This window comes from Saccharothrix sp. CB00851 (assembly GCF_001905065.1).
Lineage (GTDB): Bacteria > Actinomycetota > Actinomycetes > Mycobacteriales > Pseudonocardiaceae > Actinosynnema.
The window spans coordinates 141,510-155,546 of record NZ_LWLC01000006.1; the positions used below are offsets into that span (position 1 = coordinate 141,510).

The window sequence follows — 14,037 nt, forward strand, 5'->3', positions numbered from 1 at the left end:
CCGGCACGGCGTGCTCAGGCGGGCAGGATCAGCCGCTCGGCGACGGCGTACAGGTCGGCCGGCGGCACCTCGCCGGCGACGCGGACCGCGGTGCCGTTCACCGCGTTGAGGACCCACAGCTGGCGGTAGCCGTTCGACTCGAGGTAGACCGTCTCGCGGCCCTGCACGGGCTCACCGGGGGTAACGGGCTGCGGGGGCCCACCGCGGGTAATGGGCGCATTCGGGTCGTCCATGTTGACGACGATCGGCGGCCTGGTGGAACAGCCTGCGCCCAGGTCGTAGCTGGTGGCGGCGTCCCTCGGGCGGAGAGCGGTGGTCCGTTCCTCCGCCACTTCGAAGGCGCAGACCCGCAGGCCGTTCGGCAGCTCGCCCAGCCCGTACAACGGGGCGACGGCCGTCGTGCCCGGGAAACGGATCTCCTGCGCGATCCGCCGGCCGAACGGTGTCGCCACCGTCGACGCGGTGCGGCAGTGGGGCGAACGGCACCACCGAGGCGAGGGGTGGCTGGACCGGCCGTTGCCCGAGCCGGTGCACCGCGAACTCGACCTCGCCGACGTCGCCGCCCAGTTGGACGTGCCGCGCCGTCGTCGCCGCGTGACCTGTTGACCGTGCTCGCCGCCGCCGGGTTGCTCCTCGCCGACGGGGACGCCTACCGGTGGCCCGAAATCCGGCCTCGGGCGCAGGACGTACTGGACCTGCTGCCCGAGCGCCGCGCCGACCTGGTGCTGCGGCAGGAGATGGACAGGTTCCGGTCTTTCGCCTCCGACCTGGTGTCGGTCGCACTCTGGGGCGGTGCCCGGCAGACGGCCGTCGCGCTGGCGGCGCGCACGCTGGTGGCCGAGGACGACGTGCGCGCCACGCTGGACTGGGCCGTGCGGCAAGGGCTGCTGACCGTCGAGGGACCGCTGTTCGGCGAGTTCACGATGGCGGTACCCACCGCAGGGTGATAGCGCGGCACGGTCCGCGATCGAGGCTGCGGCGCCCGCGCACGTGGAGACCGTGCGGTGGTACGTGTTCGACGGGTCGTCGGTGGAGGAGGCGGAGGTCTTGGACCGCGTGTTCCACCGGGTGCTGGATCGGATGGCCGTGGAGACGTGACGAGAGGGGGAGGGCGAGTCCCGAAAAGGGGCCGCGCGGGGTGCGGCCCCTCCCCGTCCCCCCCGGGATGCCGAGCGGCGGTCAACCCACCTGACCCGCCCGGTGTTCGGCTGTCGGGGTGCCGAACACCCTTCAGCGTCGCGCACCGGTGCGGAAGTCCGCATCAGCAAACCTCCGTACGTACCTCCGTATCCGCGATGACGCGGTCACGTCCACCGATCTCCGTACGCTGTCCTCCGGAATACGGAGAGCGGTGGATGCGCGGCGTATGGCGCTCACACGAAAGTGGACGCCGCAGAACCCGATCGCAACACCACGAGGAGACGACGTGCAGCTGACCGCGGAGTTCGCCCCGGACCGACAGGCCCTCGTCGGCGGCCCGCTGCGCGGCTGGCAACACCACGCCCACGAGGACGCGCTGGCCCGCCTCGGCCCCGTGCACCCGGCCGAGCTGCCCAACGGCCTCGAAGTGCTGGTGACCACAATGGGGCTGGAGGCGACCCGCTCACTGCTGGGCGACGACCGGCTGGCGAAGGACGCGGCCGGGCTGCGTGCGGCGATGCAGGATCAGCTGGCCCGCAAGGGCAGGCCGACCGACCTGTCGAGGATCATCGGCCCGTCGATGCTCAACACCGACCCGCCGGACCACCGCAGGCTGCGCACGCTGGTGTCGCAGGCGTTCACGGTGCGCCGCATCAACGCCCTGCAGCCCGCGGTGGAGAAGACCGCGCGGGAGCTGGTCGCCGCGCTGCCGAACGACGCCGACCTGATCGAGGGCCTGGCGTTCCCGTTGCCGCTGGCGGTCATCTGCGACCTGCTCGGCGTGCCGGTGGAGGACCGCGACCAGCTGCACCACTGGACCGCGGCGATGATGACCGAACGGCCCGAGCTCGTGGTGCCCGCGTCCGACGCGATGTTCGGTTACCTGGCCGGGCTCATCGAGTACAAGCGCGACCAGCCGGACGACGCGCTGCTCAGCGGTTTGGTGCAGGCGCAGGTCGACGGCGAGCGGTTGACCCCCGAGGAGCTGCTGACCACGGCGATCCTGCTGGTGGTGGCCGGGCACGAGACGACGACGGGGCTGATCGGCAACGCCGCGGTCGCGCTGCTGTCCACGCCGGGTGCCTGGGAGGCGTTGAACGCCGACACGGTGGGGTTGGCGGTCGAGGAGGTGGCCCGGTGGGACCCGCCGGTCCGGGTCACCCCGCACTACCGAGCGAAGACCGACATCGAGTTGCCTGGTGGGGTGATCCCCGAGGGTGCGGTGGTGATGATCGGGTTGGGGACGGCGGGTCGCGACTTCTCGGTGCACGGCCCGACCGCGGACCGGTTCGACCCGACGCGGGTGCCCGTGGGAGGCAACGCGGCGCTGGGGCACGCGGCGTTCGGGCACGGTGTGCACTTCTGCCTTGGGCATCACCTGGCGCGGATCGAGGCGCGGGCGGCGTTGGTGGCGTTGCGGGAGCGCGCGCCGGAGGCGCGGTTGGCGGTGGACGTGAGTGAGTTGGAGCGCGGGGACAAGGTCGTGCCGAACACGTTCGCGGCGGTGAGCGCCGTGCTGGAGCCCTGACATCCTCGCGTGTCCTACGTTCAGAACGCGCGTGTCCTACGTTCAGGACCCCCGAGTTGAACGCTCAGGCCGGTCAAGTTCGGCTCGATTTGACATGGGGCCCCTTACGGGTACTCCAGGCAGGCCAAAGCCGGCAGGCCCGGCGGGGAAAAGCGTCCCGCCGGGCCTGCCGGCTTCGACCAGCCTAAAGCACCCGAACCCCATGTAAAATCGGGCCTTTGCGGTTGGCTGCGGGTCCGTTGTGGACGGTGGCGGGGCGCTGTGGTGCTGAGGGTTTGTGGTGGGGTTGGGGTTAGTCGGCCATGCTGGCCAGCAGGGTGATCAGTTGGTGGCGGCTGGTGATGTCGAGTTTGCGGTAGATGCGGGTCAGGTGGGTGTGCACGGTGGCGGGGGAGATGACCAGTCTGGTGGCGACTTCCGGGTTGGAGAGGCCGTCGCCGACGAGTTTGGCGACGTTCCACTCGGCCGGGGTCAGGCCGCCGGGGCGGCGGTCCGGTTCGGGGGTGGGTACCTCGTCGAGGACGATGGCCAGGGCCTGCTCGACGGATTCCGCCGGGCCGGCGTAGGCACGGGCGTATTCGTCGTCGCCGAGGACGGCTTTGGCTCGTGCCACGGCTTGGGCGGTGACCCAGGCGAACGGGACGAGGCCGTCGACTCGGACGCCGGTCACGCGGTGCAGGCCGTGGGCCAGGCCGAGCATGCGGGCGGCGGCGGAGCCGTCGCCGGCGCGGGAGTGGGCCCAGCCGAGGGCTTCGATGGACCAGAGGGGGCCCCACTTGTCGCGGATCTCGCGTTGGACCCGCAGGCCTTCCATCAGGACGTCGAGAGCGCCTACCGGGTCGCCCCAGCGGGTCTGCACGACGCCGCGGCACCAGTGGGCCCAGCTGATGCCCCAGAGGGCGCCGAGTCGTTGGCACTCGGCGTGGAACTCCTCGGCGGCGGGCTCGGCCTGGTCGCGGGAGCCGAGCAGGACCAGTGACACGGTGAGCAGGATGTGGGCGAGGTGGTGGTCGACTGCGAAAGCCGGGCCGAGGGCACCGAATTCCTGGTGGGCCTGGCGGAGCAGTTCCACGCCGTCGATGGCACCCAGGGCGAGGACGGCGTAGGCGCCGCGGACGAAGGTGACGGCGGGTACCGGGCCGCCGACTTCGCGGGCCATGGCGTCGGCGTCGTCGACGCGGCGGGCGACGAGTTCGCGTTCCACGCCGAGGCACAGGGCGATCCAGGCGTCGAGGGCGATGGCGCTGGCACGCAGCGGGTCGGCGGTCGGTGGGGTGGCGGCGAGCGCGCGTCCCAGCCAGAGCCGTTCTTCCGGTAATCGACCGGCGTAGGTGTACCAGCGGGTACGGGCCAGGTCGACGCTCATCTGCAGGCCGGCGTGGGCGGTGTCGGGGTTGCGGATCAGGTCGTTGAGGACGACGCGGTGGTTGGCCATGTCCGCGTCGACGGCCGCGAGCAGCGCGGCTTCGTTGTGCCCGGCGAAGGACTCGGCCAGGCGGGCGGCCTCGCGGCGGAAGTAGTCCTGGTGGCGTTGCCGCACGGCGTCCACCTCGCCGGCGGCGCGCAGGCGTGCGGCGCCGTGTTGTCGCAGCGGCTCCAGTAGGTGGTATCGGCTGCGGTCGGCGGAGGGCAGCGCGATGGACTTGTCCAGCAGCCCGGCCAGGGCGTCCGCGACGTCGTCGGCGGGCAGGCCGTCGCCCGCGCAGACGTCCTCGGCGGCGGTGAGGCTGAAGCCGCCCTCGAAGGCCGACAGGCGTGCCCACAGCAGGCGCTCGGCGGGCGTGCAGTGGGCGTGGCTCCAGTCGATGAGGGCGGCCATGGTCTGGTGGTGCTCGACCGCGGTGGTGTCGTTGGCGGTGAGCACGCGCATCACGTCGTCGAGCCGGTCGGCCAGCAGCGACACCGGCATGGACCGCATCCGCACCACGGCCTGCTCGATGGCGAGCGGGATGCCCGCGACGCGGCGCAGCACGCGCACCACGTCCGGCCAGTTCTCCGGCGTCACCCGCCAGCCCGGCACGCTCGCCTCGGCCCGGTCCACCAGCAGCGCCACGGACTCGTAGTCGAGGTCCATCGGTGCGTCCTCGGCGGGCACGTCCAGCGGCGGCACCATGACCAGCACCTCGCCGGGCACCCGCAGCCGAGCCCGGCTGGTGGCCAGCACCCGCACGCCGGGGGCGGCGGCGAGGACCGCGCGCACCAGGTGCGCGACGGGCTCGACCAGGTGCTCGCAGTTGTCCAGCACCAGCAGCACCTGCCGCGCCCGCAGGTAGTCGACCAACGTCTCCAACGGCGTCGTGGTGGACTGGTCGGGCACGCCGACGGCGCTCAACACCACCTGTGCCAACAACTCCGGGTCGCCGCCGCGCGCGGACGCCAGCTCCACGACCCGGACGCCGTCGTCGTACGCGCGGTGCACCTGCGCCGCCAGTTCCAGCGCCAGCCGCGTCTTGCCGCCGCCGCCCACGCCGGTCAGCGTGATGAGCGGCGCGACACCCATCCGCCGGCGCAGCTCGGCCAGCAGATCCTTGCGGCCGACGAACGAACTCAGCGCCCGCGGCACCACACCGCCTCCCGCTGCCCGCTCGGTCATCCGGACACCGTACGACATCGGCCGGTGCGCGTGTCGCGAGATCGACAAAGCGACGCACGGGTGGAGCAGTGTGCAAAACCTTGCAAAGATCGTCCGGCATCAGGCCACGTCAGGCCGTTTACGCGTGCCGCGGTTGGGTTTAGCCTGCAAGGAATTGCACCACCTTGCGCAATGGAGCGTGACGGGAGCAGTGATGCGAGCGAGATCGCGACGACTGACCGCTTTACTCGTAGCCCTGGGACTGGCCGGTGGGACGTGGGTCGCGCCGGGCAGTTCCGCCGAGGACCGGACGACCGCGCCCACCGCCGCCGGCGCCACTACGGTCTTCTACCGCCTGCCTTCGGGGTGGCCGGTCGCCAACGTGCACTACCAACCGCGCAACGGACCGTGGACGGCGGTGCCGGGGGAGCGCATGGAACCGGCGGCGTGCGCGGGCTGGGTGCGCAAGACCGTGTCGCTGGGTGAGGCCACCGGCCTGGTCGCGGTGTTCAACAACGGCTCGGGGACCTGGGACAACAACAACGGCCGGAACTACAGCCTGGGCACGGGCGACGTGACCGTGGCCGCGGGCCTGACGGGTGTCGGCGACCCGTGCGGATCAGGACCGGGCCCGGACCCCGACCCGACGAACAACGCCGAGGTCTACTACTTCACCAAGACGCGGAACTGGACGGCAACGCGGATCCACTACCAGAACGGCGACCTGTGGTCGACCACCGAGCCGACCGGGAACACCTGCGTCGACTGGGGCAAGCCGACCGGGCACACGAGTCCGGAGGGCTACCGGATCTACAGCTGCCAGTGGCCGAGCCCGACGTCCGGGATGTTCCCGGCGCAGCTGTACCACCGCTGCTGGATCGGCAACTGGGAGGGCGAGGACTCCCGGTCGTGCTGGCTGCACGAGGACCTGGCCGACTTCGACACCGAGAACCCGATCGTGCAGAAGTACCTGATCGACGCCTACAACCGGTTCATCGACATGGGCGTGGACGGGTTCCGCGTGGACACCGCCGTGCACATCCCGCGGGTGACGTGGAACCGCCGGTTCCTGCCCGCGATCCAGCAGCACGCCACCGCGAAGTTCGGCGAGAAGGGCCGGGACTTCTTCGTCTTCGGCGAGGTCGCCGCGTTCGTCAACGACAAGTGGAACCGGGGCTCGGTGAACCACTCGGCGCAGTTCTTCACCTGGAAGGAACGGCGTGAGTACAGCGCCGACGACGCCACCGCGTCGCTGGAGCAGTACGCCTACGAGCAGGGGATGGGCACGGGCGGGCAGCCGACGAGCCGCAACGCGTTCCTGGACGGCAACGCCTACCACGCGCCGGACCACTCGAAGTCCTCCGGCATGAACATCATCGACATGCGCATGCACATGAACTTCGGCGACGCGAACAACGCGTTCTGGAACGCGAAGGACTCCGACGACTCCACCAACGACGCCACCTACAACGTGACGTACGTGGACTCGCACGACTTCGGGCCGAACAAGTCGAGCGTGCGGTACGCGGGCGGCACGGACGCGTGGGCGGAGAACATGAGCCTGATGTGGACGTTCCGGGGCATCCCGACGCTCTACTACGGCTCGGAGGTCGAGTTCCAGGCGGGCAAGCCGATCGACTGCGGTCCGACGTGCCCGTTGGCGACGACCGGGCGGGCGTACTTCGGCGACCACCTGGCGGGTTCGGTGACGGCGTCGGACTACGGGGTGGTGTCGTCCGCGTCCGGCGCGGTCGCGACCACGTTGCAGAAGCCGCTGGTCAAGCACGTGCAGCGGCTCAACCAGATCCGCCGTGCGGTGCCGGCGCTGCAGAAGGGCCAGTACTCGACCGACGGCGTGTCCGGCGGGATGGCGTTCAAGCGCCGCTACACGTCCGGCTCGGTGGACAGCTTCGCCCTGGTCGCGATCTCGGGCTCGGCCACGTTCACGGGCGTCCCGAACGGCACCTACCGCGACGCGGTCACCGGTGACACGAGGGTCGTCACCGGCGGCACGCTCACCGCGAACCCCGGCGGCCAGGGCAACGCGCGGGTCTACGTCCTGGACCTGCCGGGCAACCCGGCCCCGGGCAAGGTCGGCGTCGACGGCCCTTACCTGAAGTGACACTTCCGGCGGGCGGGCGTGCACTCTCCCACCGCCCGCCCGCCGGATCCCATCAGACCCAGGCCAGGACCGATTCCACCTCGACGTCGAGCTCGGACACCGGGATGTGGCCGAACTGCTCCACCACGACCCGGCCGTCACGGCGCCGCCACGTGCCGCGCACCTGGCCGTCCACGACGACGTGCGGGCCGGCGGGCTGCGCACGGGCAGCGTCCGAGGGGTCCAGGAGCAGGGTGCGGTCGGCGTAGCCGAGCAGGAACGTGTCGAACGGGCCGAGGAGGCGGACCGTGCCGTCCAGGTCGGCGGCGTCGGTGGTGGGCAGTTGCCAGCCGTGCTTGCCCTCCACCAGGTCGTCGAACGGGAACGCGGCACGCACCTCGACCTCCGGCAGGCCGCTCCACGCGGTGAAGTCCTCGACCGTCGCGGGGCCGTAGGCGCGCAGGTAGCGGCGGACCAGCTCGGCGACACCGCGTGGTTCGTCGTCGGTGCGGGGGAGGAGCCGGTAGGTCGACTCGCCGGCGCAGACCACGCCTTTGTTGGCGGCGTAGGCCAGCAGGTAGGCCGGCGCGGGGGTGGCCGGGTCGAGCGCCACGCCCGCGCCGGCGAGCCGGGCCACGACCTGCGGCTTGGTCAGCGGTTCGGTCAACACCTCCCGCAGGACGTCCAACGCCCGCGCGCACACGTCGTCGGTGAGGCCGAGTTCGAGTCGGCGGCGCCGGGACCGGGCCACGTTCACCGGGCCGAGCAGCGCCACCAGCCAGCCGACGTCCTCCCGGCGCAGCAGGTGCACCGCGCCGCGCATCGCACACGTCCGCACGACGTCACCGGCGTCGAGCGCGGCGCTCAGGTCGGTCGGTGCCAAGCCGGTGGTGCGGGCGCGCACGGCGAGGCCGGCGGCGGTGACGTCCTGTGCTTGCACGGCCACCACGTCGTGCAGCAGCTCCGCCAGCGAACGGGCGGGGGTCGTCAGGCGTTGCGCCCGCATGCGCAGCGCCCTCGCCCGACCGGCGGTCACCTCGGCCCCGCGCCCGTCGAGCCGCGCACCACGAGTTCGGGCAGGAACACGAACTCGGCGTGCGGCGCGGGCGTGCCGCCGATCTCCTCCAGCAGCGCGTTGACCGCCGCCTGGCCCATCGCCTCGACGGGCTGGCGCAACGTGGTCAGCGGCGGGTCGGCGAACACGATCAGCGGCGAGTCGTCGAACCCGACCACGGACACGTCCTGCGGCACGGACAGCCCGCGCTGGCGGGCCGCCCGGATCGCGCCGAACGCCATCAGGTCGCTGCCGCAGATGATCGCCGTGCACCCCTTGTCCAGCAGTGCGGTGGCGGCGGACTGCCCGCCCTCGACGGTGAACAGGGAGTGCTGCACCAGCGCCTCGGCCTGCTCGGCGGTGTAGGGCAGGAGGGTGCGCATGTGCTGCACGAATCCCTCGATCTTGCGCAGCACCGGCACGAACCGGCGCGGCCCGACGGCCAGGCCGATGCGTTCGTGCCCCAGCTCCACCAGGTGCGACACGGCCAGCCGCATGGCGGCGCGGTCGTCGGTCGACATGAACGGCGCGGAGATCTTCTCCGTGTAGCCGTTGATCATGACGAACGGGATGCCGCGCCCGGCGAGCTTGGTGTAGCGGCCCATGTCGGCGGTGGAGTCGGCGTGCAGGCCGGAGACGAACACGATCCCGGCCACGCCCCGGTCCACCAGCATCTCGGTCAGCTGGTCCTCGGTCGACCCGCCCGGTGTCTGCGTGCACAGCAGCGGCGTGTAGCCCGCGCTGGTCAGCACCTGCTCCACGACCTGCGCGAGGGCGGGGAAGATCGGGTTGCCCAGCTCGGGCGTGATCAGCCCGATGAGCCCGGCGCTGCGCTGGCGCAACCGGGGCGGTCGCTCGTAGCCGAGCAGGTCCATCGCGGCGACCACCGCTTGGCGGGTAGCCGTCGACACGCCCGACTTGCCGTTGAAGACCCGGCTGACCGTCGCCTCGCTGACCCCGGCCTGCGCGGCGATGTCGCTCAACCGGGCGGTCACGCCGTCCATGTGGGTTCCTTCCGTCGCGGCGACACGCGCAAACACGAAGGAAAGTCCTTGCAAAGAGTTTCAGCAAGACCTTGACGGTCACATTTCGGGCGCCAGGCCCGCTGAACCGAGGCAGAGCGCGGCCTGGCGGGCTCCGGCGGCCATCGCCGCGTCGACGCCCGAGCCCGCCAGGTGGGCGACGAGGAACCCGGAGAAGAAGGCGTCACCGGCGCCGTTGGTGTCCACGATCTCCTCGATGGGCACGGCGGGCACGCGGTGGACCGCGCCGTCGACCACGGCCAGCGCGCCGTCCGCGCCGAGCGTGGCCACGGCGGGCTTGTCGAGCGACTTGAGGAACACCAGCAGGGCGTCCCGGTCGGCGAAACCGTCGTCGTTGAGGAACACGTGGTCGGCCGCGTCGAGGAAGTCCCGGTGGAACTCGGCGGCGCCGTCGTAGTCGTGCAGGTCGCACCACACCGGCACGCCGGCCGTCCGTGCGGCGGCCAGCAGGGGGCGGGCGTGGTCGGCGAGGTCGATCACGGCGGCGTCGACCGCCGCCAGCGCCGCGAGCGCGCGTTCGTCGTGCTCCGGTTCGCGGAGCCGGGGGAGTTCCAGGTAGATCGACACCCGCCCGCCGTGCGGGTCCATCAGGTTGAGGTGCTGTTCGGTGGGGGTGTCGACCACTTCGGCGATCACGTCGACTCCGGCCCGTTGGAGCACGTCGAGCACCGAGCGCCCGGCTTCGTCGTCACCGATGACGGTCCGCAGGGTGACGTCCGCGCCGAGCGAGGCGAGGTTCAGCGCCTTGCCGGCCGACGTGCCGCCGACGGTCGTGCGGTGACCCGCCGCGAACACGGTGTGCGGCCTCGCCTCCGGCAGCCGGTCCAGCACGACCAACCGGTTCCACGACACCGGTCCCGCGACGAACACCTTCGGCTTGTGCATGCGGACCAGTGTGCGGCGTGATCAACAGACCGGCCAACGGCGGGCGGCCGGGCCCGCAAGTTCTGTCATGCTCGTCCCTATAGTTTCAGTGTTGATCAAAACGACCTCTCCTCGCGTCCATCTGTGATGAGGTAGTGATCGCACGCTTCCGGTCCGTAACGATCGCCTAGACGGTCGACCGCGGACGCCACCGTTCCAGGTCTTCGAGAAGGGTCCTCGATGCAGCACAGCAAGCAGCAGCGCAAGAAAACCGGCAGGCGGACCGCCGCTCCCGTCGCCACCGCGGTCGCCACGCTGGGAGCGCTCGTCCTGCCGGCGTCCCCGGCGCACGCCGCCGTCATCGCCGTGCCGTGCGACGCGGCCGCGTTGGTCGACGCGGTGGCGGCGGCCAACGCCGCGCCGGGCGAAGACACCTTGACCTTGACGCCGAACTGCGTCTACACGCTCACGAGACCGGCGGTCGAGGAGGGGGCGGAGGGGCTGCCCAGGATCACGGGCAAGCTCACCGTCCAGGGCAATGACGCCACCATCCGCCGTGCCCCGGACGCGCCCCAGTTCCGGCTCATCTCCAACTGGGGCGACCTGACCCTCGACCGGGTCACCCTCACGGGCGGCCACGCGCCGGACGGGGTCGGCACCGACGCCTCGGGGGAGGGGACGCCGGGTGACAGCGGTGGTGCCATCCACAACTGGGGTCCGCTGGCGATCACCGACAGCGTGATCACCGGCAACCGGGCCGGCGCGGGTGCTCCCGGCGCCGACGCCACCGCCACCACGGGGGCGGGCGAAGGCGGGCTCGGCGGCTTCGGTGGTGGCATCTCCTCCTTCCTGTCGACGGCGGGGGCGGTCACCATCACCAACACCGTGATCACCGGCAACAGCACGGGCGCGGGTGGCCGGGGCGGTAACGCCATGGGTGGATCGACCGGTGGCCGCGGTGGTTACGCGGGCTTCGGCGGCGGCGTCGAGAGCCTCAGGGGCGCGACGCTGCGGATCGTCGGCAGCACGATCAGCGGCAACGTCACCGCCGACGGCGGTGCGGGCGGCTCGGGTGGCAGTGCCGGCGGCTCGGGTGGGGACGGTGGCGGTGGTGGCGTGGGCGCGGGGGTCTTCCTGTCCACGGACGAAGGCGTTCTGCTGAACCCGGTCATCGCGTCGACCCTGGTCCAGCGCAACCAGGCGGGTCGTGGTGGGGACGCGGGCGCTCCGGGCAGCGGCGGCTTCCAGGGTTGGGCGGGCTCGGGTGGCAGCGGTGGTGGGATCAGCGTCTTCTACGACACCCTGACCCTCGACGGCACCAAGGTCTCCGTGAACGGTGCGGGCCAGCCTGGAGCGGGTTACTTCCCCCTGCCGGCTGATGGCGGTGGCGTCTACGCCCTGGGCGGGCGGGTCGAGTCGACCAACGGTTCCTACGTGCGCGGGAACCGGCCGGACAACTGCTCTCCCGTCGAGTCGGTGGTCGGCTGCGCGAACCCTCGGACCGTTCCGCGCGCGTTCACGTCGGCCGGCGATCGCCGGGTCGCGGACCTCGCGCTGGCGGAGCGCACCGCGGCGGCGATGGCGCGGTAGTTTTCCCAATCTTCTCAATAACTTCAGTGTTGATCAAAATTTAACAATCCCTCGGCAGTCGCGCGAGTAGACAACGCCAAAAACAGCCAGGAGCCCCGATGGTCTGCGAAGACGATCGGGGCTCCGGTGGCGGATCAGGCTTGTTCGGACCACCAGCGCCGGCCCGTCTCGCGGAGGGTCGAGATCGGGTCGTAGTAGGGGTAGCGGCGGTCGAGTGCCTCTGGGTCGTCCAGTTCGATGCCGGTGCGGTAGTTCTTGGTCCAGTAGGAGATGCCCAGCTCGCGGTCGTACTCGTGGAGTTGGTGGACCCAGCGCTTGCCGACGTACGGGACGTCACAGACGATGCGCGGCGTGGCGTAGCCGGGCAGGTAGCCCATGATCGCGTGCTGGAGTTCCTGCGCTTCCCAGACCGCGACGCGCCAGTGCTCGGCGTTGGGGATCATGTCGCACATGTAGAAGTAGTACGGCAGGATGTTCGCCTCGCCCTGGAGTGCGAAGCACAGGTCGAGCAGGTCGTCCGGGGTGGCGTTGACGCCCTTCATGAGCACGCCCTGGTTGCGGACGTCGCGGATGCCGACTTCGAGGGCGGTGCGGGCGGCTTCGGCGACCAGCGGTGTCACGGACTGCACGTGGTTGACGTGGGTGTGGATGGCGAGGTTGACGCCGCGGCGGCCGGCGGTGCGGGCGACGCGTTCGAGGCCTTCGACGACCTTGGGCTGCAGCCAGTGCTGGGGCAGTCCGGCGAGGGCCTTGGTAGCGAGGCGGACGTCGCGGACGGTGTCGATGTCGAGCAGCCGCATGAGGAACGACTCGAGTTGGGGCCAGGGGACGTTGGCGACGTCGCCGCCGGAGACGACGACGTCGCGGACGCCGGGTGTGCGCTTGAGGTAGTCGATCATCTGGTCTTGGCGGTCGACCGGTTTGAGCGCGAGCTTGTGCTTCTGGACCTGGGGGGTGGAGTTGCCGACGAGGTCCATGCGGGTGCAGTGGCCGCAGTACTGGGGGCAGGTGGAGACGAGTTCGGCGAGGACCTTGGTGGGGTAGCGGTGGGTGAGGCCTTCGACGACCCACATCTCGGCTTCGTGCAGCGAGTCGCGGGTGGAGTGGGGGTGGCTCGGCCAGTCCGGGTCGCGGTCGGTGCGCACCGGGATCATGTAGCGGCGGATGGGGTCGCGGAAGAAGGCTTCGGTGAACGCCTCGGGGTCCAGGGGTGCGTCCGGTGCCATGGTGTTGAGCATCTGGGGCGGCACGAGCATGGACATGGTGGCTGATTGCTGCTGGTCGGCGGCCAGTTCGTCGTAGAACCGGTCGGTGAGCAGGTCGCCCATGAGGGTGCGCAGCTGCTTGGGGTTCTTGACGCAGTTGACGCGTTGCCACTGGGCGTCGCGCCACTGGGTGTCGGTGACGTCGCGCCAGCCGGGGAAGCGGCGCCAGTCGGGTTCGACCAGCTCTTGGCGCACGTAGGTGTAGGGCTGGAGGTCAGCCCTGTGCTGCGGGGGTGCGACCTCGTGCAGCGCAGTCATCCATGCTCCCTGTCGGTCGAGTGGCGTGAAGATATGCTGCCAGATGGCCAGTTGGGCGTAAATATTTCGGCAGGGAGCGTTTCGGGGCGTTCGTGCGTTGGGGTGGGTATGCGCGTGTTGGTGGTTGTGCTGGTCGGCCTGGCCGTGGAGGTCACCGCTCTGGTGGCGGCGTTCGGTGCCTGGGGTCTGTTGCCGACCCTGGGCCTGCTGGTGCTGGGCGGGGTGGTGGGTTCGGTGTTGATGCGTCGTGAGGGCGCGCGGACGATGGCGGCGTTCTCGGAGGCGTTGCGGACGCGTCGGGCGCCGCACCAGGAGATCGCGGACGGGGTGCTGATCGCGGCGGCGGGGTTGTTGATCGTGGTGCCGGGGTTCGTGAGTGACGTGGTGGGGTTGGCGCTGTTGGTCCCGCCGGTGCGGCGGTTGTTGAGCAGGCGGATGGCGCGGCGTGCGGAGGAGCGGGAGCGGGCGGTGGTGTTGAACCTGCGGTACGGGCAGCACCCGATGTCCGGGCAGGTGGTGGTGGATGGTGATGTGGTGGACGTGCGGCCGCAGTCGCCGGAGGGTCGTGCGGAGTTGACCTGATCCGGCGGGGTGCTCGGCGGGGGTCGGGCGTGTCGGTGCG

General features: G+C 71.1%; 12 protein-coding genes. 6 read left to right on the forward strand and 6 right to left on the reverse strand.

The annotated features are described in order from the left end of the window. Nucleotides 1-14 precede the first annotated feature (14 nt). Nucleotides 15-452 carry a hypothetical protein gene (locus A6A25_RS08670; RefSeq protein WP_073887461.1) on the reverse strand — a complete coding sequence of 146 codons (438 nt, stop codon included), beginning with the start codon at nucleotides 450-452 and terminating at the stop codon, nucleotides 15-17. A 10-nt stretch (nucleotides 453-462) separates the two neighbouring features. Between A6A25_RS08670 and A6A25_RS43900 the strand changes: the two genes are divergently transcribed. From A6A25_RS43900 to A6A25_RS08680, 3 genes are all read left to right on the forward strand, one after another. Then, entirely contained in the window at nucleotides 463-606 is a 144-nt protein-coding gene (locus tag A6A25_RS43900) for a hypothetical protein (protein ID WP_158073699.1), read from the forward strand. Next, nucleotides 603-947, forward strand: coding sequence for a hypothetical protein (locus A6A25_RS08675; RefSeq protein ID WP_143193031.1), 345 nt, complete (start codon nucleotides 603-605; stop codon nucleotides 945-947). The genes A6A25_RS43900 and A6A25_RS08675 overlap by 4 nt, the downstream gene beginning before the upstream one ends. Before the next feature lie 479 nt (nucleotides 948-1,426). Further along, nucleotides 1,427-2,668: a cytochrome P450 family protein gene (locus A6A25_RS08680; protein ID WP_158073700.1), complete on the forward strand. Its 1,242-nt coding sequence runs from the start codon at nucleotides 1,427-1,429 to the stop codon at nucleotides 2,666-2,668. Between the two features lie 292 nt (nucleotides 2,669-2,960). Here the strand turns inward: A6A25_RS08680 and A6A25_RS08685 are convergent, their stop codons facing one another. Then, nucleotides 2,961-5,261: a helix-turn-helix transcriptional regulator gene (locus A6A25_RS08685; protein ID WP_158073701.1), complete on the reverse strand. Its 2,301-nt coding sequence runs from the start codon at nucleotides 5,259-5,261 to the stop codon at nucleotides 2,961-2,963. A gap of 193 nt (nucleotides 5,262-5,454) precedes the next feature. On the opposite strand from A6A25_RS08685, the gene A6A25_RS08690 reads away from it, so the two are divergent. Next, the gene (locus A6A25_RS08690; RefSeq protein WP_198932616.1) at nucleotides 5,455-7,362 is read left to right on the forward strand and encodes a carbohydrate binding domain-containing protein; all 1,908 of its coding nucleotides are present in this window, start codon (nucleotides 5,455-5,457) and stop codon (nucleotides 7,360-7,362) included. Between the two features lie 52 nt (nucleotides 7,363-7,414). Here the strand turns inward: A6A25_RS08690 and A6A25_RS08695 are convergent, their stop codons facing one another. From A6A25_RS08695 to A6A25_RS08705, 3 genes are all read right to left on the reverse strand, one after another. Then, nucleotides 7,415-8,377, reverse strand: coding sequence for a winged helix DNA-binding domain-containing protein (locus tag A6A25_RS08695; protein ID WP_083668163.1), 963 nt, complete (start codon nucleotides 8,375-8,377; stop codon nucleotides 7,415-7,417). After that, complete coding sequence (locus A6A25_RS08700; RefSeq protein WP_073887465.1) at nucleotides 8,374-9,399, reverse strand: LacI family DNA-binding transcriptional regulator; 1,026 nt, start codon at nucleotides 9,397-9,399, stop codon at nucleotides 8,374-8,376. Before A6A25_RS08700 ends, A6A25_RS08695 begins: the two co-directional genes overlap by 4 nt. A 78-nt stretch (nucleotides 9,400-9,477) precedes the next feature. Continuing rightward, nucleotides 9,478-10,323: a carbohydrate kinase family protein gene (locus A6A25_RS08705; RefSeq protein ID WP_073887466.1), complete on the reverse strand. Its 846-nt coding sequence runs from the start codon at nucleotides 10,321-10,323 to the stop codon at nucleotides 9,478-9,480. Between the two features lie 219 nt (nucleotides 10,324-10,542). Between A6A25_RS08705 and A6A25_RS08710 the strand changes: the two genes are divergently transcribed. Beyond that, a complete protein-coding gene (locus A6A25_RS08710) occupies nucleotides 10,543-11,892 on the forward strand; it encodes a hypothetical protein (protein WP_241828554.1) in 1,350 nt (449 codons plus the stop codon). A gap of 134 nt (nucleotides 11,893-12,026) precedes the next feature. Here the strand turns inward: A6A25_RS08710 and A6A25_RS08715 are convergent, their stop codons facing one another. Beyond that, the gene (locus tag A6A25_RS08715) at nucleotides 12,027-13,415 is read right to left on the reverse strand and encodes a KamA family radical SAM protein (protein ID WP_073887467.1); all 1,389 of its coding nucleotides are present in this window, start codon (nucleotides 13,413-13,415) and stop codon (nucleotides 12,027-12,029) included. Between the two features lie 108 nt (nucleotides 13,416-13,523). Between A6A25_RS08715 and A6A25_RS08720 the strand changes: the two genes are divergently transcribed. Further along, nucleotides 13,524-13,997 carry an FxsA family protein gene (locus A6A25_RS08720; RefSeq protein WP_073887468.1) on the forward strand — a complete coding sequence of 158 codons (474 nt, stop codon included), beginning with the start codon at nucleotides 13,524-13,526 and terminating at the stop codon, nucleotides 13,995-13,997. Nucleotides 13,998-14,037 lie beyond the last annotated feature (40 nt).

Coding starts and splice junctions, on each gene's coding strand:
- A6A25_RS08685 (WP_158073701.1), bottom strand. CDS start 5,261: ATGACCGAGCGGGCAGCGGGAGGCGGTGTGGTGCCGCGGGCGCTGAGT.
- A6A25_RS08690 (WP_198932616.1), top strand. CDS start 5,455: ATGCGAGCGAGATCGCGACGACTGACCGCTTTACTCGTAGCCCTGGGA.
- A6A25_RS08700 (WP_073887465.1), bottom strand. CDS start 9,399: ATGGACGGCGTGACCGCCCGGTTGAGCGACATCGCCGCGCAGGCCGGG.
- A6A25_RS08705 (WP_073887466.1), bottom strand. CDS start 10,323: ATGCACAAGCCGAAGGTGTTCGTCGCGGGACCGGTGTCGTGGAACCGG.
- A6A25_RS08710 (WP_241828554.1), top strand. CDS start 10,543: ATGCAGCACAGCAAGCAGCAGCGCAAGAAAACCGGCAGGCGGACCGCC.
- A6A25_RS08715 (WP_073887467.1), bottom strand. CDS start 13,415: ATGACTGCGCTGCACGAGGTCGCACCCCCGCAGCACAGGGCTGACCTC.
- A6A25_RS08720 (WP_073887468.1), top strand. CDS start 13,524: ATGCGCGTGTTGGTGGTTGTGCTGGTCGGCCTGGCCGTGGAGGTCACC.